The 21,022-nt window shown below is 37.4% G+C and carries 23 protein-coding genes and 2 riboswitches; of the genes, 19 read left to right on the plus strand and 4 right to left on the minus strand.

Annotation, left to right across the window (positions count from 1 at the left end; genetic code table 11):
* The first annotated feature begins 153 nt into the window (after positions 1-153).
* From MKY37_RS14935 to MKY37_RS14965, 7 genes are all read left to right on the plus strand, one after another.
* Positions 154-705 carry a hypothetical protein gene (locus MKY37_RS14935; protein ID WP_340778388.1) on the plus strand — a complete coding sequence of 184 codons (552 nt, stop codon included), beginning with the start codon at positions 154-156 and terminating at the stop codon, positions 703-705.
* Between the two features lie 86 nt (positions 706-791).
* The gene (locus MKY37_RS14940; RefSeq protein WP_340778390.1) at positions 792-1,337 is read left to right on the plus strand and encodes a histidine phosphatase family protein; all 546 of its coding nucleotides are present in this window, start codon (positions 792-794) and stop codon (positions 1,335-1,337) included.
* 249 nt (positions 1,338-1,586) lie between these two features.
* Positions 1,587-1,715 carry a hypothetical protein gene (locus MKY37_RS14945; protein ID WP_340778391.1) on the plus strand — a complete coding sequence of 43 codons (129 nt, stop codon included), beginning with the start codon at positions 1,587-1,589 and terminating at the stop codon, positions 1,713-1,715.
* Between the two features lie 336 nt (positions 1,716-2,051).
* Positions 2,052-3,029 (plus strand): ring-cleaving dioxygenase, encoded by a 978-nt coding sequence (locus MKY37_RS14950; RefSeq protein WP_340778393.1) that lies wholly within the window; start codon positions 2,052-2,054, stop codon positions 3,027-3,029.
* Positions 3,030-3,727: 698 nt separating this feature from the next.
* The gene (locus MKY37_RS14955) at positions 3,728-4,690 is read left to right on the plus strand and encodes an ABC transporter ATP-binding protein (protein WP_340778395.1); all 963 of its coding nucleotides are present in this window, start codon (positions 3,728-3,730) and stop codon (positions 4,688-4,690) included.
* Complete coding sequence (locus tag MKY37_RS14960; protein WP_340778397.1) at positions 4,691-5,335, plus strand: ABC transporter permease; 645 nt, start codon at positions 4,691-4,693, stop codon at positions 5,333-5,335.
* A 4-nt stretch (positions 5,336-5,339) separates the two neighbouring features.
* A complete protein-coding gene (locus MKY37_RS14965) occupies positions 5,340-6,233 on the plus strand; it encodes a glycine betaine ABC transporter substrate-binding protein (RefSeq protein ID WP_340778399.1) in 894 nt (297 codons plus the stop codon).
* Between the two features lie 42 nt (positions 6,234-6,275).
* Here the strand turns inward: MKY37_RS14965 and MKY37_RS14970 are convergent, their stop codons facing one another.
* Positions 6,276-6,758, minus strand: a complete 483-nt coding sequence (locus MKY37_RS14970; protein WP_340778401.1) for a QueT transporter family protein — start codon at positions 6,756-6,758, stop codon at positions 6,276-6,278.
* A gap of 6 nt (positions 6,759-6,764) precedes the next feature.
* Positions 6,765-6,809: riboswitch (PreQ1 riboswitch) on the minus strand.
* A gap of 115 nt (positions 6,810-6,924) precedes the next feature.
* Here MKY37_RS14970 and MKY37_RS14975 point away from each other — a divergent pair.
* The 5 genes from MKY37_RS14975 (at position 6,925) to MKY37_RS14995 (ending at position 10,576) form a co-directional block, all read left to right on the plus strand.
* Positions 6,925-8,124, plus strand: a complete 1,200-nt coding sequence (locus tag MKY37_RS14975) for an MBL fold metallo-hydrolase (protein ID WP_340778404.1) — start codon at positions 6,925-6,927, stop codon at positions 8,122-8,124.
* Positions 8,111-8,356, plus strand: coding sequence for a DUF3006 domain-containing protein (locus MKY37_RS14980; RefSeq protein WP_340778407.1), 246 nt, complete (start codon positions 8,111-8,113; stop codon positions 8,354-8,356). The genes MKY37_RS14975 and MKY37_RS14980 overlap by 14 nt, the downstream gene beginning before the upstream one ends.
* Positions 8,357-8,595: 239 nt before the next feature.
* Positions 8,596-8,859: a CD3324 family protein gene (locus tag MKY37_RS14985; protein WP_340778410.1), complete on the plus strand. Its 264-nt coding sequence runs from the start codon at positions 8,596-8,598 to the stop codon at positions 8,857-8,859.
* Between the two features lie 417 nt (positions 8,860-9,276).
* Complete coding sequence (locus MKY37_RS14990; protein ID WP_340779952.1) at positions 9,277-9,918, plus strand: FusB/FusC family EF-G-binding protein; 642 nt, start codon at positions 9,277-9,279, stop codon at positions 9,916-9,918.
* Positions 9,919-9,934: 16 nt separating this feature from the next.
* A complete protein-coding gene (locus tag MKY37_RS14995) occupies positions 9,935-10,576 on the plus strand; it encodes an NUDIX hydrolase (RefSeq protein WP_340778412.1) in 642 nt (213 codons plus the stop codon).
* Between the two features lie 16 nt (positions 10,577-10,592).
* Here the strand turns inward: MKY37_RS14995 and MKY37_RS15000 are convergent, their stop codons facing one another.
* The 3 genes from MKY37_RS15000 to ypfJ form a co-directional block, all read right to left on the minus strand.
* Positions 10,593-11,159 carry a 3D domain-containing protein gene (locus MKY37_RS15000; RefSeq protein WP_340778414.1) on the minus strand — a complete coding sequence of 189 codons (567 nt, stop codon included), beginning with the start codon at positions 11,157-11,159 and terminating at the stop codon, positions 10,593-10,595.
* 365 nt (positions 11,160-11,524) lie between these two features.
* Positions 11,525-12,379 carry a diaminopimelate epimerase gene (dapF, locus tag MKY37_RS15005; RefSeq protein ID WP_340778416.1) on the minus strand — a complete coding sequence of 285 codons (855 nt, stop codon included), beginning with the start codon at positions 12,377-12,379 and terminating at the stop codon, positions 11,525-11,527.
* Positions 12,380-12,452: 73 nt separating this feature from the next.
* Positions 12,453-13,301 (minus strand): KPN_02809 family neutral zinc metallopeptidase, encoded by an 849-nt coding sequence (ypfJ, locus tag MKY37_RS15010; protein WP_340778417.1) that lies wholly within the window; start codon positions 13,299-13,301, stop codon positions 12,453-12,455.
* 121 nt (positions 13,302-13,422) lie between these two features.
* Between ypfJ and MKY37_RS15015 the strand changes: the two genes are divergently transcribed.
* The 7 genes from MKY37_RS15015 (at position 13,423) to MKY37_RS15045 (ending at position 21,010) form a co-directional block, all read left to right on the plus strand.
* Positions 13,423-14,454 carry a S66 family peptidase gene (locus tag MKY37_RS15015; RefSeq protein ID WP_340778419.1) on the plus strand — a complete coding sequence of 344 codons (1,032 nt, stop codon included), beginning with the start codon at positions 13,423-13,425 and terminating at the stop codon, positions 14,452-14,454.
* Positions 14,455-14,457: 3 nt separating this feature from the next.
* Positions 14,458-15,546 (plus strand): NAD(P)/FAD-dependent oxidoreductase, encoded by a 1,089-nt coding sequence (locus MKY37_RS15020; protein ID WP_340778421.1) that lies wholly within the window; start codon positions 14,458-14,460, stop codon positions 15,544-15,546.
* Positions 15,547-15,570: 24 nt separating this feature from the next.
* Positions 15,571-16,479 (plus strand): methyl-accepting chemotaxis protein, encoded by a 909-nt coding sequence (locus MKY37_RS15025; protein WP_340778422.1) that lies wholly within the window; start codon positions 15,571-15,573, stop codon positions 16,477-16,479.
* A 68-nt stretch (positions 16,480-16,547) separates the two neighbouring features.
* Positions 16,548-16,838, plus strand: a complete 291-nt coding sequence (locus MKY37_RS15030) for a hypothetical protein (protein WP_340778424.1) — start codon at positions 16,548-16,550, stop codon at positions 16,836-16,838.
* A gap of 766 nt (positions 16,839-17,604) precedes the next feature.
* A riboswitch (purine riboswitch) is annotated at positions 17,605-17,706 on the plus strand.
* A 148-nt stretch (positions 17,707-17,854) separates the two neighbouring features.
* Complete coding sequence (locus MKY37_RS15035; protein ID WP_340778426.1) at positions 17,855-18,442, plus strand: xanthine phosphoribosyltransferase; 588 nt, start codon at positions 17,855-17,857, stop codon at positions 18,440-18,442.
* Positions 18,439-19,713: a nucleobase:cation symporter-2 family protein gene (locus MKY37_RS15040; protein WP_340778428.1), complete on the plus strand. Its 1,275-nt coding sequence runs from the start codon at positions 18,439-18,441 to the stop codon at positions 19,711-19,713. Before MKY37_RS15035 ends, MKY37_RS15040 begins: the two co-directional genes overlap by 4 nt.
* Positions 19,714-20,128: 415 nt before the next feature.
* Complete coding sequence (locus MKY37_RS15045) at positions 20,129-21,010, plus strand: hypothetical protein (protein WP_340778430.1); 882 nt, start codon at positions 20,129-20,131, stop codon at positions 21,008-21,010.
* Positions 21,011-21,022 lie beyond the last annotated feature (12 nt).

The raw sequence follows: 21,022 nt of genomic DNA on the forward strand, positions 1-21,022 counted from the left end.
AAACAGTCGATTACAAACTATTAGTTGGTGAACACGGGAGATTATTTTAACCGAGTACTTGTTGTTAGAAATAGGAGACAATGAAAAATATAACTAAAAATTAGATAAGTGCTATAGTAAAATACATACACTACCCTTTTAGGAGCTGATAAAATGGAAGCACAGATTCAAAGGTATTTTGACGATTTAAAATCACCAATCAAAGAAATGAAATATGAAGCATACAAAAGTTTATTGGCGGTTACAGAAAAAGAAGTAGACTGGGCATATGAGGTTTGGGATAAATTATTACAAGACTTAAACAATCGAGACAATCATAAAAGATCACTTGCAGCACAATTTCTTTCTCATTTAGCAATAAGCGACCCTGAGAAGAGAATGCTTAATGATTTTTCTTCATTGTGGAAAGTGACAAAAGACCCTAAGTTTGTTACTGCAAGACATAGTTTGCAATCCATATGGAGAGTAGGTTTAGCAGGAGTTGAACAAAAAGAGCTGCTTATTAATCACTTGACTGATCGCTTTAGAAACTGCGCCGAAGAAAAAAATTACACATTGATCCGATTTGATATTATTCAAGGTCTTAGAAATCTATATGATGAGACAAAACAAGAAGAAATAAAACAAACCTCACTTGATCTCATTGCAACAGAAGAAGACAGTAAATATCAAAAGAAATATGCAACTGTATGGAGAAATACATAGGGTTCTACTCAATATTTTGTATACTTAATAACTTTTAAGCTACTTAGATAGCTCTTTTTCTTATTATAATAATTAAGGAGTATGAAATGGAGATTTCATTGATAAGGCACGGTAAATCACAATTAATAGAAAATGATAGAATAGCTTTTGCAGACTTTAAGAAGTGGGTTGAAAAATATGATTTTAATGGAGTATTTGAAGAGTCGGTCTATCCTGTAGGGACAATCGAAAAAGTAACAGCTGCGAAGCTTGTAATTACAAGTGATTTGAAAAGATCTGTTGTTTCAGCAAAATTATTAAATTCAAAAACAAAAACCATTTCTGACTCCTTGTTTCGAGAAACCGAGTTACCCGCTAGTCCAAGAATATTATTAAATATAAAATTAAAGCCAAATACATGGGCAGTTATTTTAAGATTGCTATGGTTTAGCGGCTATTCTAATCAATGTGAATCTTTGAGTCAGGCGAGATTAAGGGCAAAGAAGGCCGCGCAGCAATTAATTGATCACACGAATGAACATAAATCAATCGTTTTAGTTGGTCATGGTTTTTTTAATATGTTAATCACCAAGGAATTAAAGAAGATGGGGTGGAAAGGTAGAACAAGGACTGGTGCAAAACATTGGAATTGAACGACATATTCCTGGTTTGACTAGAGGAAGAGGTTTAGACAAAAAAGGAGAGTAAATATGTTTGTTAAAATCTATCAGTACCATATACAACAAGATAAGGTTGAAGAATATTTAAGTATTCAAGAAAAAGCCTCAGAAATCTATAGCAAATATTTAAATTTTCATACAATGTAAATCAATAGCAAAGATGATGAAACAAAATGGATAGAAATTTCTAGATATGCAGATGAAAAAGAATACAATAAAAGTATGACCATTATAAATGAGCAGAAAGAGATTCAAGAGCTATTTGCAAGATTCCAATATCTTTTAGTTACAGATAAGAAAGAAGTATGGGAAGAAGATTTTATTGAAAAGAGAGAAATGGGTAGCTTATAAAAATAATATATTTGGTGTTATATTATTAAATATGTTTGTAGATCATAAATAAATCCACTGAGAAAGACAATGATTACGATTACTAAATATGAAAACAAAGATAGTAATTGCATTTGTGATTAAGAATGTTTAATAAGTATGATACGTATTTTCAGCAGCAAGTAGAAACTGTCTTAACTGGGACAGTTTTTTTATTTGTGAAAAATTACTCTAATAGGTGGTTTTCTTTTGTAATTTGGTGGAAGAATGGAGTTGTTGACATGTTTTTTTATTCATGATAAAATTACTTCGAATTGAAGATAATTAAATTAAAGACAAAATATTGGAGGAATATATATGAATCACTTAAAAGGTATGCACCATGTTACTGCAATTACAAGCAGTGCTGAAGAAAATTACAAATTTTTCACTTATGTATTAGGCATGCGACTCGTTAAGAAAACAGTCAACCAGGATGATATTCAAACCTATCATTTGTTTTTTGCAGATGATGTTGGGGGAGCTGGAACGGATATGACGTTCTTCGATTTTCCAAACATTCCAAAGGGGACGCATGGTACAAATGAAATATACCGTACGGGCTTCCGTGTACCGACTGACGCGGCTTTAGATTACTGGGTAAAACGTTTTGATCGACTAGATGTGAAGCATACTGGAATCCAAGAGCAATTCGGAACTAAAGTATTGTCATTTGTAGATTTCGATGATCAACATTATCAACTAGTGTCAGACGAAAACAATAAAGGTGTTGCAGCAGGTACACCATGGCAAAAAGGTCCGATTCCACTAGAGTATGCTATTACCGGTCTAGGTCCGATTACTATTCGTATTGCAGAATTTGATTATATGAAAGAAGTGCTTGAAAAGGTTCTATTATTTAAAGAAATTGGACAGAACGGAGCATTTCACTTATTTGAAGTAGGTGAAGGTGGTAATGGTGCACAGGTTATTGTGGAAAAAAATATCATTCTTCCACCAGGTCGTCAAGGTTTTGGAACAGTTCACCATGCTGCTTTCCGAGTTGAAGATAGAGCAGTGCTAGATGAATGGACACATCGTATGGAAAGCTTCGGCTTCCAGACATCAGGATTCGTCGATCGTTTCTTTTTTCAATCATTGTATTCGAGAGTTGCAAACGGAATCCTATTTGAATTTGCAACAGATGGTCCAGGATTTATGGGAGACGAACCATATGAAACTCTAGGAGAAAAACTATCATTGCCTCCTTTCTTAGAACCAAAACGAGAACAAATCGAAGGACTAGTGCGTCCGATCGACACAGTACGTAGCACCATCGAGTTTGTAAAAGAATAATAACAGAGTGAGCCGCTTCCTGAAGGAGGCGGTTTTTGCATGCGTACATTTGGAAGTGAAAGTAGATACTTTTGACTGTTCTAAACGAGAGCCGCCAAGGTCTAAACGAGAGAGTCTGTTCTATGCGAGAGAGATCAGCCTCTATACGAGAGAGAAACTGTTCTATACGAGAGCCGCCGAGGTCAAAACGAGAGAGCCTGTGCTATGTGAGAGAGATCAGCCCCTATACGAGAGAGAAATTGTTCTATACGAGAGCCACCGAGGTCTAAACGAGAGAGCCTGCAATATGCGAGAGAGATCAGCCCTTATACGAGAGAGAAATTGTTCTGAACGAGAGCGACCGAGGTCAAAACGAGAGAGCCTGTGCTATGCGAGAGCGATCAGCCCCTATGCGAGAGAGAAATTGTTCTAAACGAGAGCCACCGAGGTCAAAACGAGAGAGCCTGTGCTATGCGAGAGCGATCAGCCCCTATACGAGAGAGAAATTGTTCTAAACGAGAGCCGCCGAGTTCTAAACGAGAGCCACCAGTAGCTATACAAGAGAGCAAGTTCCCTATACGAGAGAGCACAACATAAACGATGATTTCCACAAACTCCAAAATTTTTCACGAAATAGATCGGATAAAAGGCTTTATCATAAACTTTTTAGGGTAAATATAGTAGAAACTAAATATAGTAGAAGAAAGGAGGCCAGTGATTTGATTCGTTTTGAAAATATTATGAAAGTATATCCTGATGGAACGAATGCTTTGAGGGATGTCTCTTTAACAATTCCGAAAGAGCGATTAGTGGTCATTATTGGACCGAGTGGTTGCGGTAAAACTACCCTATTAAAACTGATCAATCTCTTAGAAACTCCTACGTCTGGTGAAGTTTACGTGGAGGATAAAGCAATATCCACTATAGATCCCGTTGAGCTACGTAAAACGATTGGATACGTTATTCAACGAATTGGCTTGTTCCCTCATATGACGATTGAAAAAAATGCTGCGCTTGTACCGAATTTGAAAGGATGGCCAAAGGAGAAGACGACAGCTCGAATTCATGAGTTAATGAAGATGGTTGGACTTGAACCCGACCAATTTCTACGTAAATATCCACTTGAGCTAAGTGGTGGTCAGCAGCAAAGAATAGGTGTTGTGCGGGCGCTTGCTGCGAACCCGGATATTATTTTAATGGATGAACCATTTAGTGCACTGGATCCGATAAGCCGTGAACAATTGCAATATGAGATAAAGTATTTGCAGGAAAAAATAAAAAAAACAATCATTTTTGTTACTCATGATATAGATGAGGCATTAAAGATTGCGGATATGATTGTCGTCATGAAAGATGGAATGATTGAGCAAGTTGGAACACCAGCAGAGATAATAGAAAACCCTATTAATGACTTTGTGAAAAACTTTATTGGGATCGAACGTATCAATAGAAAAAAATCGGTTGGCAAAAGAGAGTTACAGGACTTCGCTTCATTTTTTGATGGTGAAAGGGGATCTCATTATCTAGAGGTTGACGGTTCTATGTTAGTGGAAGAAGCTATCGCTTTACTGGAAAATGAAAGTACGAGAGGGCTGCTAGTAATGCAAAGTAATAAGGAGCTAGGCTTTGTTAACCAATCAATACTTCTTCGAGCAATGCTTGTAAAGGAAGAGGTGTTATAAGTGAGTAATTTTATAGAAACGATTCAAAGTCGTTCAGATTTAATACAAGAGGCATTTATGCAACATATTTACTTATCCTTTATAGCTTTAGCAGTAGGGATTGCAATTGCCCTACCTTTAGGGATATTAGTTGCAAGATATCGTAGAGTAGCGGAGCCAGTTATAGGAATCACCGCGATCTTTCAGACAATTCCTAGTTTAGCATTATTCGGATTTCTCGTTCCACTAATAGGAATTGGTGCTAAAACAGCTTTAATCGCCCTGATCATTTATGCACTTTTACCAATATTACGTAATACATATACTGGGATTTCAAATATTGATGAATCGATGATAGAGGCTGGAAGAGGAATGGGTATGACGAAAAGTCAGCTGCTTTGGCAGATTGAATTTCCGCTTGCTTTGCCGTTTATAATGGCGGGTATTCGAACCGCTACAGTTCTGACTGTAGGTATTGCTACACTGGCAACATTTGTTGGAGCAGGTGGGTTAGGGGATGTAATTTACCGTGGATTGCAATCTTATAATAATTCGCTCGTTTTAGCTGGTGCATTACCCGTTGCATTATTAGCAATTCTATTCGATCTACTATTGAAATGGATTGAGAAAAGAGCTACACCAAAAGGAATGAGTACTGGAGGATGATGGGATGAAAAAGTTAATAGGGATAGTGGGACTTGCAGCAATAATGCTTTTAAGTGCCTGCTCGGATTCAGAGGAAACATTAGTAATCAGTGGGAAACCATGGACGGAACAATTTATACTTCCTCAGATTTTAGGACAATATATTGAGGGAAAGACAGATATTGATGTGGAGTATAAAGAAGGTCTAGGAGAAGTTGCAATTATGACTCCTGCTTTGGAAAAAGGCGATATTGATCTATATGTGGAGTATACTGGCACGGGCTTAAAGGATGTTTTGAAAGAGGAATCTGCGGTGGGAGAAAGCTCAGATAGTGTGCTGGAAAAAGTAAGAAAAGGCTACGAGGAACAGTTTGAAGCTACATGGTTGAGCCCACTTGGATTTGAAAATACGTATACATTAGCTTATACAAAGGATAATGGGTACAATGCAGAAACTTACTCTGATTTAGTAGAGGCTTCTAAAACTAGTGATATGGTATTTGGGGCACCTCATGCTTTCTATGAAAGAAAAGGAGATGGCTTTGACGATCTAATAAATACGTATCCATTTGTATTTTCAGAAACGCAAAGTTTAGATCCAAATGTGATGTATGAAGCGTTGAAAAATGGAGACGTCGATGTGATACCTGCATTTACGACTGATGGACGTATTGAGCGTTTTGATTTGCTAACGACAACGGATGATTTAGGCTTTTTCCCTAAGTATGATGCAGCTCCAGTCGTGCGTATGGAAGCATTAGAAAAATTCCCGGAACTAGAAAATACACTAAACGAGTTGGCTGGTCAAATATCTGAAGAAGATATGCTAAAGATGAATGCAAGAGTAGATATAGATGGCGATAAACCAGAGGATGTTGCTCGAGACTTTCTAGTAGAGAAAGGTTTAATAGAAGAATAAAAAAACACCCGGTTCTAGAATACTAGAATCGGGTGGAATTATTTAGATTAGAGTCTTGAAATTCAGTCGTCTATCTAAAGCAATAATAATCGGAATACCGACGGCCAGTACAGCGAATTCACCAGCTGCAACGGTTAACCATGTATAGAAGAATGGGAAATCAAGCGCAAGCATTAATTCAAATGCGATAATACACATGGTAATTGTAAAGAGAACTGTATTAATAACCATGCGAGCGATGTTTCCTTTAACATATTTAGTTGCCAAAATCGTTAGTGATAGCGTAATAATAGAATGAGCTACTCCAAATGTTAGGTCGTAAGCGGCCATTGGAGAGAACATGTTTGTGATGAATACTCCTAATACAATTCCAAAAAAGTATTTTTTATTAAATACGATTAAGTGATTAAACATCTCTGCAATACGAAACTGTACTGCACCAAATGCAAAAGGAGCCACTAGTAGAGATACCGCAACATAAAGAGCGGCAATTACACCAGTTACTGCAATAGTCTTTGTTTTCATTATCATTTCTCCTTAGTTTTTTTACGTGGGAGGTTCTCGAACCACGTTAGTTTTCACAAACAGTTATTCTATGCGAATAGTTATCAACTGTCAAGGGAATTTGTAATATATGAATTTTGTTTTCCTATGGTAGAATGGTACACAGCAACGAAAAGGAAGGTTTTATATGAGAAAGATAGTAATGATAGTTTGTATATGTATGGCAGTTTTGCTTAGTGGTTGTACACTAAATCAGCAAACGAACAAGACATTAGAATCTTCTCAGGTACCAGTCGAGGCTCGTAAAGAGATGAAGGTCCATTTTCTAGACGTAGGGCAAGGGGATTCTATTTTAGTACAATCTCCAAGCGGAAAAAATTTACTAGTCGATGGAAGTACAAAAAAAGCTGGAAAAGATGTAGTAGATTACTTACGAAAGCAGGGAGTTGAAAAACTAGATTATGTAGTGGCAACTCACCCTGATGCCGACCATATCGGCGGACTGATTTCCGTTTTGAACTCTATATCTATAAAAAACTTTGTGGATTCTGGTAAGGTACATACCTCTCAAACATATGAGGAAATGCTACAGCTTATATTAGATAAAGCTATACCGTTTACCGTGCCAAATATTGGTGATAATATCTCATTAGATGATGAACTAGATATTAAGGTTTTAAATGTAGGGGATGATTCAGATGATAATAATGAAGCATCTATTGTATTAAAAATATCTTATGGGGAGATTTCCTTTTTATTGATGGGGGATGCTGATACTGTTGTGGAAAAGGAAATATTAGAACGCGCAAACGTAGAAGCAACTGTTTTGAAAGCTGGACATCATGGTTCAGACACGAGTAGCTCAAAAGAGTTTATCGAGGCAGTAAATCCAAAGGTTACTATTTTAAGTTATGGTAAAGATAATTCCTATGGTCATCCGGATGCGGAAGTTATGTCGAGACTGGAACAAATAAAAACACAAATATATGGTACTGCAGAAGTTGGCAATATAGTGGTGGAAACGGATGGGCAAGATTATAACGTATTAACAAATGGAAGTGTGGAGCCATCTGAAATTGCTGATACAGCAATAGGCATTAACATTTCTAGTAAAGATCTTCGAGGTGAGATAGTCGGGATTACCAATTATGGTGATACTGCTATTATTTTAAAAGACTGGCAATTAGTTTCAGTAATTGGCAATCAAATATTCAAGTTTCCAAATATCAACTTACAGGCTGGGGAGACGATTTATGTAACAAGTGGTTCAGAAGCAAAAGAGGGCTCAGGCTATCTGAAATGGACGACTGGACAAATGTGGAGAAATGATGGGGACGCAGCCACATTATTGAATAACAAAGGAGAGATTGTGAGTGAACTCGAATAAATATACATTAGACCGTTTTGAAGGGGACTATGCAGTCTTTTTGAAATATCCAAATGAAACTGAGAGCCTGCTTGTCCAAAGTTCTGAACTAAATGATAAGGTAAAAAAAGGAGATATAGTTAATATTTCAATTAAAGAAGAAAAATATAAGATTGAACCTTTAGCTGAAGAAACAGCGAGCCAGAAGGAAAGGATTAGCCAATTACTTGAACAACTAAAAAATAGAACCTGATGAAAGTTTCAATTTATTGGTTCTGAAAAATTTTCACTTGTATTAAAATAGGAAATAGCGAACTTGGAGGTGAGTGGAATGGCAAATAGTAGGATCTTGCTAGACAGTGCAACGCCTCATGCAAAGCCTAAAGATGAAAGGGCGATACTTTGTATGAGAAGTTATAATATTTTTATCGCCATTTCATAATGTTGGCTTTGCACCTTATTTAGATAGTAAAAATAAGGAGCGAGCGTAAAATGACATATATTAAAGCAACTTCCGTTTTACCTGAGGAGCTAGTGAAGGAAATTCAAAAGTATATTCAAGGGGAAACGATTTATATCCCAAAACCGGGAAAAACTTATAAACAATGGGGAACGCTTTCTGGGGAAAGAAAGCGGATTGATGAGCGAAATAATTCTCTAAAAGAAGCATATAGAAGTGGGATTTCCATGGAGCAGCTTGCAAAAGAGTATTATCTTTCTATCGAAACTGTTAAGAAAATTATTTATACAAAGTAATAAGTATACACTGGTAGCTCCTATAGGGGCTGCCAGTTTTTTAAAAGAAAAGAAAGTATAAAAACATGTAGCGTGAACACTGGGTTTATAGAACTTAGTAGTATGAATAATACGAATGATTTCCGTTTTAGGTGGACGCGTTCCGCGGGGGGAGCGATGAACCATCACCGCCCTTTCGGGTACGTAGTGATGTTTCATCTTTCTCCCTCATCCCGCTGGAGTCAAAAGAAGCGAAATCAAAGCCCTTCGAAAACGATAGAAGCAGGTTTTGATCTTCAGGGACAGGGCGTCTTTTTGACCGGTTTTTCTTATGATTTATATGGTGAAAACAATTCCTAATCATCTTATCCGTTTATTAAGCAATTACTTTTCGATACAATTGGACTAATGAAAATAATTATGAATGGAGAGGGATATATGAATCCTTTCATTAGAAGTGATCAATATAACTTTATAAAAAGACAAGCGCAAACATTGGTAAATGGACATGCCACTGTAAACGATCGTGCGGTTTTAAATGCCTTACAAGCATTATCATACGAGAAGGTATTCGGATTATTTGCGGAAATGACAGTAGACCAAAAAAGTCTATTGAATCCGATTGTAGAAGTAAAAGAAAAATTAGATGCCGAAGAATTTTTAGAAACTCTAAAGCCCTATGTCATTCCATTTAAAGAAATTAGCGAGACTGCTATTAAAAAGATTTTTCCGAAGGCGAAGAAACTCAAAGTTCCTTCATTAGAAAGTATTGATTTTAAGGAAATATCTTATTTAGGCTGGTTAGATAAAGGGTCCAATAAAAAATTTCTCGTTGTTGAACACAAAAACAAATTAGTCGGAATATCTGGTGGTTATAAAGTTTCGAACAAAAAAGGAATTTGTGCATTATGTAATCGCACAGAAGAAATTGGAATGTTTACTTCATCGGTCAAGGGTGTAACACAAGATGCCTTTATTACGAGAGGGAATTATATTTGCCAGGATAGTCAAAAGTGTAACGAAAACATTATTTCATTGGAAAAATTAAATAATTTCGTAGAGCTTATTCAAAATAAATAAATGAAGAGGTATTAATATGGAACAAGAACTACTAAAAGTATTTGACGAGGAGCATAACCAAATAGGGGTGGAGACCCGGGAGGAGATTCATAAACTTGGTTTGTGGCATGAAACATTTCAATGCTGGTTTATAGGTAAACATGAGGGAAAACAATATGTTTACTTGCAATTACGAAGTGATTTGAAAAAAGACTATCCTGGACTGTTGGACATTACTGCTGCGGGGCATTTACTCGCGAGTGAAACAGTTTTTGATGGGATAAGAGAGGTGAAAGAGGAGCTCGGTATAGACGTGCTCTTTGAGGAATTATATTCACTTGGTGTTATGAAGTATTCTGTTAAGACGGGTGAATTAGTAGATAATGAATTAGCTCATGTATTTTTGTATGACTGCGTATTGGAATGGGAGCAATTTGCGTTACAGGCAGAAGAGGTTTCAGGAATAGTACGTGTGGAGATTTCGGAGTTTGTTAAACTTTGGAAAGAGGAATTAAAGGAAATAGAAATCTTCGGTTTTAAAATGAATGAAGAGGGTGCTAAAAGTCCGATTCACCAGGTTGTTGGAAAAACGAGTTTTGTTCCACATGATCAGTTTTACTACGAAGAAATTTGCAAAGAAATGATATCTTTTTCATTAAAAAACCAACTTTCTAGTTAAGAAAGTTGGTTATATTCTATTCTAAAATTTTGATTTTTACACTTTTGCGACCCCATTTATAGGCCTCGCTTTTCGTTGGGAAAAATACATCTATTTTATTTCCTTTGATAGCACTTCCTGTATCTCCAGCTATTGCATAACCATATCCTTCGACATAAACTTTCGTACCAAGTGCAATTATTTTAGGATCTACTGCGATGACCTTTACATCCGGATTACGCTTGAGATTGATGCCTGTGCTAGTGACACCAGAGCAGCCATTACAGGTTGCTGTAAATGCACTTGCAGTAACAACAATTTCTTTTACTACCTTATCATCTGTAGATCTTGAAGGTGTTTTCGGTTTCTTTGCAGCAGTTGCCGCTTTTGATGAGATTTTTAACTTTTGGTTAAGTTTAATCGTATCTGATTTTAAATGATTCCATGATTTTAAAGTTGATACAGAGACTTTGTGCGTTTTAGCAATTTTATACAAAGTATCGCCTTTTTGAACAGTATAAGTTGAAGATGCGGCTAGGCTTGTGCTTGTTCCGCTAACCAATAATGCAAATGTAATAATGAGTGTCCCAAGAATTCTTCTCAAATACTCTACCCCTTGCTATTTAGTCTAAGCACATCTTACCAGGACTTTATTACGAGAGTATTACGATGACTTACCAATATCGTTACAAATCTTAATAATGTTACATCTGAAAATTAACATTCGCAGATTATAGTTTATTAAATAGATTTGCGTTTTATACCAATGGAAACTATATTCCCTGCTGATAGCTCTTAAATATCTTAAGGTAGCCCATAATTCCTCCAAGCTAATTGCTCAAACGGACGAAAGCCCATAAATTGCTCAGTTTAGCCCATAACCCCTCATCAATAACCCATAAACAAACGAAGGTAGCCCATAAAAAAAGAACCTCACTAGTTTTCACTAAAAGGCTCTCCGGCAATCAATCAATTTATCGGCTCTATTAAAATCTCTCCATCAAACACACTTACTGCGGGCCCTGTCATAAATACTCCTTCATCGGTGTAGCGTATAACAAGATCACCACCTAATAGTTTTACAGTTATATCGGCGTCTTTGTCGCAGTGTCCATTTAAGACAGCAGCCACTACTGCAGCACAAGCGCCAGTTCCACAGGCAAGTGTTTCACCACTGCCCCGTTCCCATACGCGCATATAAATAGTCTTGCGATTTTCTATCGAGATAAACTCTGTATTTACACTTTCCGGGAAAAACGAATGATGCTCAAATTTAGGTCCAATAAGTGGTAAGTCTACTAACATTGGATCTTCCACAAAAACAACACAGTGAGGATTACCCATTGATACAGTTGTGATATGATATGTTTTTTCTTCCACCTCGAAGGGGAAGTTTATTAGCGGATTTGATGCTTTTGAATGAACAGGTATAAGAGTTGGCTCTAAAATGGCTTTGCCCATATCTACTTTAGCGGAAGTCATTTTGCCATTTTCGATAAAAAGTTCAATTGTTTTAATGCCACTTAATGTATCGATGGTTAACACTTCTTTTGTGGAAAGATTATTATCGTACACGTATTTGGCAACGCAGCGGATAGCATTTCCACACATTTTTCCTTCACTGCCATTTATATTGAACATACGCATTTGAGCATCTGCTATATCAGATGGGCATATTAATACAAGTCCATCTCCACCAATACCAAAATGTCGGTCAGAGATATGCTTGCTTAGTGTATTGGGATTATCGATAGCATGCTCAAAACAATTAATGTAAATATAATCATTTCCGCAGCCATGCATTTTTGTGAATGGTATTTTCATCTTTAGCGTAACTCCTTTTGTCGCAATCTTCTTAGTTATCCCATTATAACATACGGGTCATTGAGAAAATATGTTATGGAGTTTTGCTATTAAACGTGTCCCCACCTTGAATCGTGCCGTTTTCATAGCCTTTATAAAACCAATCTTTACGCTGTTCAGAGGTACCATGTGTGAAACTTTCAGGAACGACATAGCCCATCGCCTGTTTTTGAAGTGTGTCGTCTCCAACAGCACTTGCAGCAGTCAATGCTTCGTCTAAATCTCCTTCTTCAAGATAGCCCAGACCTTGCGCATGTTTTGCCCATACTCCGGAGAAATAATCTGCCTGAAGCTCGAAGCGGACAAGGTATTTATTGAATTCTTCCTCATTTAACTTCTGACGCAGGGGCATTACTTGTTCAGTTGTACCAAGTAAAGTTTGGACATGGTGCCCGACTTCATGTGCAATCACGTAAGCCATTGCAAAATCTCCTGGTGCATTGAACTTCGTTTGTAATTCTTGATAAAAGCTTAAGTCGATATATAATTTTTGATCACCCGGACAATAAAATGGTCCGACTGATGCACCTGCAGCACCACACGCTGAATTGACGCTATCTGTATATAACACTAAAGTTGGCTCTACATAATCTAAGCCGTTTTCTTGGAATATTTTAGTCCAAACCTTTTCGGTATCAGCTAGTACAACGGAAACGAATTCCGATAGCTCTTTTTCTTGTTCAGTCTCCTCATAGGGTATACTGTTCGATTGATCTGTTGTACTAAGATTACCCGTCAAATCATCAGGGTTTCCGCCAAGTAATGTAACAATGATAATAATAATTAGTCCTAAGCCGCCGCCTACTCCGGCAATAGCTTTACCTCCACCCATTCCTCGACGGTCTTCTACATTGGAGCTGCCGGCTCGACCTTTCCATTTCATCTCTCGCACTTCCTTTTCCATTGCAAATAGTATGTATATTATTTTTATACCCAATAATTTTTAAATTAGACATTCACAGAGGTACGATTGCTTTATAATGTATAAAAAAGGGGGATTTTTCATGCTTATAAAACCAAAAATGCTAAAAGCTGGAGACAAGATAGCTACAATTAGTTTGTCTTGGGGAGGAGCTGGCGAACCTGAGCTACGATGGAGATATGAACAAGGGGTAGATAGATTACGTAATGTGTTTGGACTGGAAGTTGTGGCAATGCCAAATAGTTTGAAGGGTGGCGACTATTTATATGAAAACCCACAGGCACGTGCAGAAGATTTAATGAATGCATTTAAGGATCCTTCCATTAAAGGGATATTCTCTAATATTGGTGGTAGCGAAAGCATTCGATTATTACCTTATATTGATTTTGATGTAATTCGAGAGAATCCAAAAGTATTTATAGGCTACTCTGATTCTACTGTAACGCACCTATTCTGTCATAAAGCAGGGATATCCTCCTTTTATGGACCAGCTATATTAATGGATTTTGCGGAAAATGTAGTGATGCATGAATATACCGTAGAGGCATTGAAGAAGGCTTTGTTTGCAGTCGATGCAATTGGTGAAGTGAAGCCTGCAACTGAATGGACAAGTGAACGACTAGAATGGATTGTTGAAAACAAAGATAAAAAACGGAAGATGAATCCAAATAAAGGGTATGAACTACTACAAGGTTCTGGGGTAGTGCAAGGTAGATTAATAGGAGGCTGTATCGAAGTATTAGAATTTGCAAAAGGCACATCGCTTTGGCCAGCAGAAGAATATTGGAAAGACAGTATTTTATTTTTCGAAACGTCTGAGGAGCTACCAACACCTGGTCAATTAGAATATTGGCTCCGTAATTACGGCACTCAAGGAATTCTTCAGCAAGCAAAAGGAATTATTTTTGGTAAGCCACAAAATGAGAAATACTATGAGGAATATAAAGAGTCTATTCGTTTAATCATGAAAGAGCTTTCCTTAGATAATCTGCCAATTTTATATAACTTGAACTTTGGACATACGGAACCTAAATTTGTTCTTCCGTACGGGGCAAATGTGGAAATTAATTGTGAAAATGTAACGTTTTCTATTTTAGATAGTGGAGTGGAGTAATTGATGTCTTCTTATATAGTTGTAGGTGGTGGAATTTTGGGAGCATCCACTGCATATCATCTCGCAAAACGAAATGTGAAGGTTACTCTAGTGGATCGTCAGGATAAGGGGCAGGCATCCGCTGCAGCTGCTGGAATAATTTGCCCTTGGATTTCCCAAAGAAGAAATAAAAAGTGGTACGCATTAGTTAAAAATGGTGCACATTATTATAAACAGCTTGTGGAAGAGTTAGAGGCTTTAGGAGAAACTTCCACAGGCTATAAACAGGTGGGGGCTATTGCACTTCAAAATGATCCGAAAAAACTTCAGAAAATGCTAGAGCGAGCTCTGGAAAAAAGAGTGGATGCACCGGAAATTGGTGAGTTGAAAATATTATCACCAGAAGAGACGAAAGTACAATTTCCTCTAATATCAGAAGACTTCACTTCCTTATATGTGGAGGGTGCTGCTCGAGTAGACGGCGGTGGGATGCGCGATGCATTAATAAGCGCTGCTAAAAAGCTTGGGACAGAAGTGATCTATGGCAATGCCACATTTTCGAATGGTGTTTTAAAAGTGGATGGTCAGCTAATGGAAGCAAATGCAATCGTATTTACTGCAGGTGCGTGGGGCAATGAGTTACCACAGAAGCTTGGTGTTGATATGAAAGTTAGTTTTCAAAAAGCACAAATCATGCATTTTCTAGTGAATAATTTGGACACTGGAGAATGGCCGGTCGTGTTGCCTCCTACTAATCAGTATTTATTAACATTTGATAATGGGAAAGTTGTAGCAGGGTCTACATACGAAGAAAATACTGGTTATGATACAGAGGTGACAGAGGCTGGTAAGAAAGAGCTTCTAGAGAACGCTATAAGTATCGCTAGTTCACTGGAGAATGCTTCAGTTGAAGAAGTTCGAGTAGGATTTAGACCATATACGCCAGAATTTCTTCCGGTAATTGGGAAGTTACCTGGCTATGAGTCCATTTATTTTTCCAACGGATTAGGGGCCTCTGGTTTAACAGCAGGGCCATTTGTTGGAGCAGAGCTAGCTAGATTCATCTTAGGGGAAGAAACGATTCTGAATTTAACTGATTATGTACCAATGTAAAGATTAACATGGGGGTTGGGGATTGTGAATTATTCACAGGTAGAAGAAGTAAACGATATGACAGTGGTTGAGGCTTTAGAAAAGAATTTAGCTATTATCCGATTCGATTTAGATCGTCGAGTTGCTTATGTAAATGAAAACTTTGCAAAAGAAATCGGCTATTCTGTTAGTGAATTAATGGGGAAGCAGCATAAAGAATTATGTTTCCCTGCTTTTGCAAAAAGTCCGGAATATGAAAAGTTTTGGAAGGATTTAATTGGCGGAAAGAATTTTCAAGATAAGGTGGAGCGTAAAACTAAACAAGGTAATAGTGTTATGTTAGAAGCAACTTATATGCCGATATTTGGCTCTGCAGGAAAGGTGTTAGGGGTAACTAAAGTCGCGACAAATGTAACGGAACGTCATGAAATATTGCTGAATGTGACGGAAGAACTTAAAGAGATGTCAATGGAATTAAGTACACGTGCAGAGGTCGGTACAAATAGAAGTGAGAAATTACTTCAGCGAATTGATGAGATTGCGACCGGCTCAAAAGAGAATACGGATACTTTGTACAGCCTACAAGTACAAGCAGATTCTATCCGCGGGATTGTGCAAACGATTCGAGAAATTGCAGCTCAAACGAATTTACTTGCATTGAATGCGGCGATAGAAGCGGCGCGGGCAGGAGAACATGGAAGAGGATTTAATGTAGTAGCCCAGGAAGTGCGTAAATTAGCTGGAAGAGTAGAGAACTCCATCGTGGAAGTACGTGAAAATATCGAAGGCATCGCGAAGCAAGTAGAGAAAGTAACGAGTAGTAATAGCAATTCTCAGGCAAGTATAGAAAAAAGTCAGGAAGAAATACGTTCTGCTTTAGAGGAGTTCAAAGATATTTCATCAGCGGCTATCAAATTAGAAAGTCAGACGGCTGAATTTGTGAAAATGATTTAAGAAGGTCTCTTAGCGTATATTCCAACCTAAATCATGTTAAACTAGATGAGGTATAGGAGGTACAGCGGATGAGTAAATATTTCATAGGATATATTGAAATCGAACGGCAAATAGATTTCTATTTTCAAATGAAGCAGGTTGAAAAACAATTCGAACTCCAGTTAACGATGGATGGAATCATATCTGAGCGCAATAAGTTTAAGCTGCAGCATGTGTATGATGTATCTCATAAACCATTCTCGTTTGGAGGTGGCCTTTTATATCTACATACAAACCAAGGTGTTTTTCCATTTCAAATTCAAGAAAATCCATCTAACTTTATACAAGGCTTTAAGTTATTGAAAACTGAACACTCGTGAACATCTACGTTTTAATAAGGCGTGGATGTTTTTTTTAGTGGGGGCGCATGGCAGCGTGCCTCGGGCGGATACGCTATGCTCTTGGGCGGATAGCGCAAATCCCCGGACGTTCGCTACCCTCCCGAGCGGATAGCGACGTGGCTAGGGCGGATAAGTTATGCTATCGGGCGCATGGCAGTCTGGCTCGAGCGGATACGCCACTCTATGGGGCGGGTAGCGCAAAAATCTGGGACGTTCGCTATCCTCCCAAGCGGATAGCGTCCTGGCTGGGACGGATGCGTTATGCTATCGGGCGCATGGCAGCCTGGCTCGAGCGGATACGCCACTCTCTCGGGCGGATAGCCCAAAAATCTGGGGCGTTGCTATCCTCCCGGGCGGATAGCGACGTGGCTAGGGCGGATGCGTTAAGCTATCGGGCGCATGGCAGCCTGGCTCGAGCGGATACGCCACTCTCTCGGGCGGATAGCCCAAAAATCTGGGGCGTTGCTACCCTCCCGAGCGGATAGCGACGTGGCTAGGGCGGATGCGTTATGCTATCGGGCGCATGGCAGCCTGGCTCGAACGGATACGCCACTCTCTCGGGCGGATAGCGCAAAAATCTGGGACGTTCGCTATCCTCCCGAGCACATGACAGCTTGGCTAGTGCATATACGGCTTTAATCCTAGGCACAAGATACCACTGGTTTGTGAATTTCGACTGAATTTTATGAATCATAGAACATATTTGTGGGTGATTGTAAATAGGGATAAGCGTGCTATAATGAGAAATATTCAAATAGCAACAACTCGTATAATAGCAGGGATATGGCCTGCAAGTTTCTACCAGCTTACCGTAAACAAGCTGACTATGGGTGGCGATGAAATACTTGGTTTATGGCATTATTGCCATAATCTATTTTATTTCGATTCGACTTTTTTAGCTCGAATGACATTGCTCCACTCCATAACTGAGTGGCTGCAATATCATTCGGGCTTTTTATTTGTCCAAATTAAAACTCGAGAGGGAATGATTAATAATGAAATTACTACAAGATAAAATTATTAAAAACGGTAAAGTTTTATCAGAAAATGTATTAAAAGTAGATTCTTTTTTAAATCATCAAATTGATCCTGTGTTAATGCAGGCAATAGGCAACGAGTTTGCAGCTCGTTATAAGGATGCGGGCATAACAAAAATACTAACGATTGAATCTTCAGGTATTGCACCTTCTATGTTTGCAGGACTTACATTAGGGGTTCCAGTTGTATTCGCAAGAAAGCGTAAATCATTAACTCTTTCTGACAATCTATTTACTTCGAAGGTGCACTCTTTTACTAAAGGAGAAACGAATGATATTTCCGTTTCAAAAGATTTTATTAACCATGAAGATACGGTATTGATCATTGATGACTTTTTGGCTAATGGACAAGCTGCATTAGGTCTTTTAGATATTGTAAATCAAGCAGAAGCAGAAACTGCAGGTGTTGGAATAGTTATTGAAAAGGGTTTTCAGCCTGGTGGAAAACTTATTCGTGATAAAGGTATTCGTGTAGATTCACTTGCCAATATTAAATCATTAGCAAACGGTAAAGTTGAGTTTTTTGAGGAGGAAACGGTAAGATGAATAGCGCTTTAAAAAACACTGCGCTCGGTATTCAGCATGTCCTTGCAATGTACGCAGGAGCGGTTATTGTACCGCTAATCGTTGGGGGAGCAATTGGTCTAACGACGGAACAGCTTACGTATTTAGTAGCTATTGATATATTAATGTGTGGTGTGGCAACCATTTTACAGGTTATGAGTAACCGATTTTTTGGAATAGGGCTCCCTGTAGTATTAGGATGTACATTCACTGCAGTTGGACCAATGATCGCTATAGGTGGGGATTACGGGGTTTCTGCTATTTATGGAGCAATTATTGTTTCTGGTGTAGTCGTTATATTAATAAGTGGATTTTTTGGGAAGCTTGTAAAGTTTTTCCCTCCTGTTGTAACTGGTTCTGTTGTAACTATTATTGGGATTACGTTAATACCCGTTGCTATCAATAATATGGGGGGCGGAGAAGGAGCAGAAGACTTTGGTTCCGTTTCTAACATTCTGTTAGCCTTTGGTACCCTGATATTTATTGTATTGTTATACCGCTTCTCTACAGGTTTTATAAAAGCTATTTCTATTTTAATAGGGATTGTTGGTGGAACAATTGCAGCAGCATTTATGGGGAAAGTTGACTTTTCTCCTGTTCGAGATTCAGATTTCTTCCATATGATTCAACCATTCTACTTTGGTACACCAACTTTTGAAGTTTCACCTATTATTACAATGACTTTAGTAGCGATAGTATCGTTAGTCGAATCGACTGGAGTGTACTTTGCACTCGGTGATATGCTTGGGAAGAAAATAGAAAAAGAGGATCTAACGAAAGGTTATCGTGCGGAAGGAATTGCCGTGGTATTAGGTGGTGTTTTCAACTCATTCCCTTATACAACGTTTTCTCAAAACGTAGGGCTTATGCAAATCTCAGGTGTTAAGACGAAAACAGTTATTTATATAACTGGAGCAATGCTTATCGTACTTGGCTTCATCCCTAAGATTGCTTCTCTTACAACAATCATTCCTGAGTCCGTGTTAGGCGGAGCAATGATTGCTATGTTCGGAATGATTGTAGCACAAGGGATAAAAATGTTAAGTAAAGTAGTGTCCGATACTGAGGATAATTCGATGATAATAGCATGTTCAATTGGTATTGGGCTTGGTGTGACAGTGGTTCCTGAGTTATTTGCTGAGTTACCAAAGAACATGAAAATATTGACGAGTAATGGGATTGTAGCAGGAAGCGTGACCGCAATCGTTTTAAATATCGTCTTTAACATGATTCCAAGAAGAAAAAAGAAGTAAAACTATTAAATTCAAATAAGATTTTACCTTGAAATACCCCACATATTTTGAGGTAAAATATGATAAAATGTCGCCTACTTTTTCTATTCATTTAGATTAAAGGAGGGGACATTTTTTATGAGAAAAAGGGTGCATCTTAGAGGTAGAGATTTAAGTGATGATGTAATTGTTTCATTCACGTTTCAACAAGCATTTGATTATTTTTATTCAGCTAAGAAATTAGAAGATATGCGAAAGACCACTCTAATAACTTACAAAGAACATTTTAATTTTTTTATGAATTGGGTCAGAAATACCAATAAAGATATTGGACTTGTTAAAACAAAACCCCTAGTATATCAACTTTCACGCACATATAAATTTTGACAATTAACCTATCATTTAGATATATTGTCATGGTACTATATGGGTAAATATGTTTACAGGGGTGAGAATAATAAAAGATTTTAAAACAGGAAATGAGAAAAAAGTTCAGAAGGTGATTGATGAGAGGAAAACTCCTAATACTAGTCCTCAACCGTTCAAGTTCGTCCAATCTCCTGATTTATTTAAAAAAAATACATTTAATGAATCAAGAAAGTTTACAATGGGTAGGAATATGAAAAAAAAAATAAAGTTGACATTTATTAAAAAGTTATTAGTTATCATTGGGATTCTAGGAATTATATTATTATTCAACTTAAATAACATAACGGATTTTATTGAAGAAAGAAAATTAAATCAAACGGTATATGATAGTGGGTATTCAGATATGTTAGAAGCAAACGAAAATGATGTGGAAAGTTTAAGTAAAGGTTTAGGTGCTTTTGAATGGATAGTAAGGGTAAATTCTCCTGATGATAAAATGATTAAGAAATATAATGAAATCGTTACTTTATATTTAGAGCATGAAGAAGTTAAAAATATAGATATTCACTCATTACCAGATGCTCGTGCAATGGGATATTATGTTGATGAATTAGAATATATCAATGGAAATTCAAACTATTTAGGTGATTCTCAAAAAGAAATGATAAGCAAATATGATATTGAAAAACTTCGTGGTATTGTATTATCTTATGAAAACAAAGAAGAACGAGAAAGAGAAAGTTATAATACGACAACTACTACATCAACTACAAAGTATGAACCATTTATAGGTATGACCGATTATGAAGCAATAGAATCTACATGGGGAAAACCAAAAAGTATAAATAAAACTGAAACTACTTATGGAGTTAAAGAACAATGGGTTTATGATAGAGGGAGTTTATATTTTGAAGACCATTATATAACCAGTATTCAAAGTTCAAGATAAATATATTTCTGT

Origin of the sequence: Psychrobacillus sp. FSL K6-2836 (assembly GCF_038003085.1) — a bacterium.
In the GTDB taxonomy this organism is placed as follows: domain Bacteria; phylum Bacillota; class Bacilli; order Bacillales_A; family Planococcaceae; genus Psychrobacillus.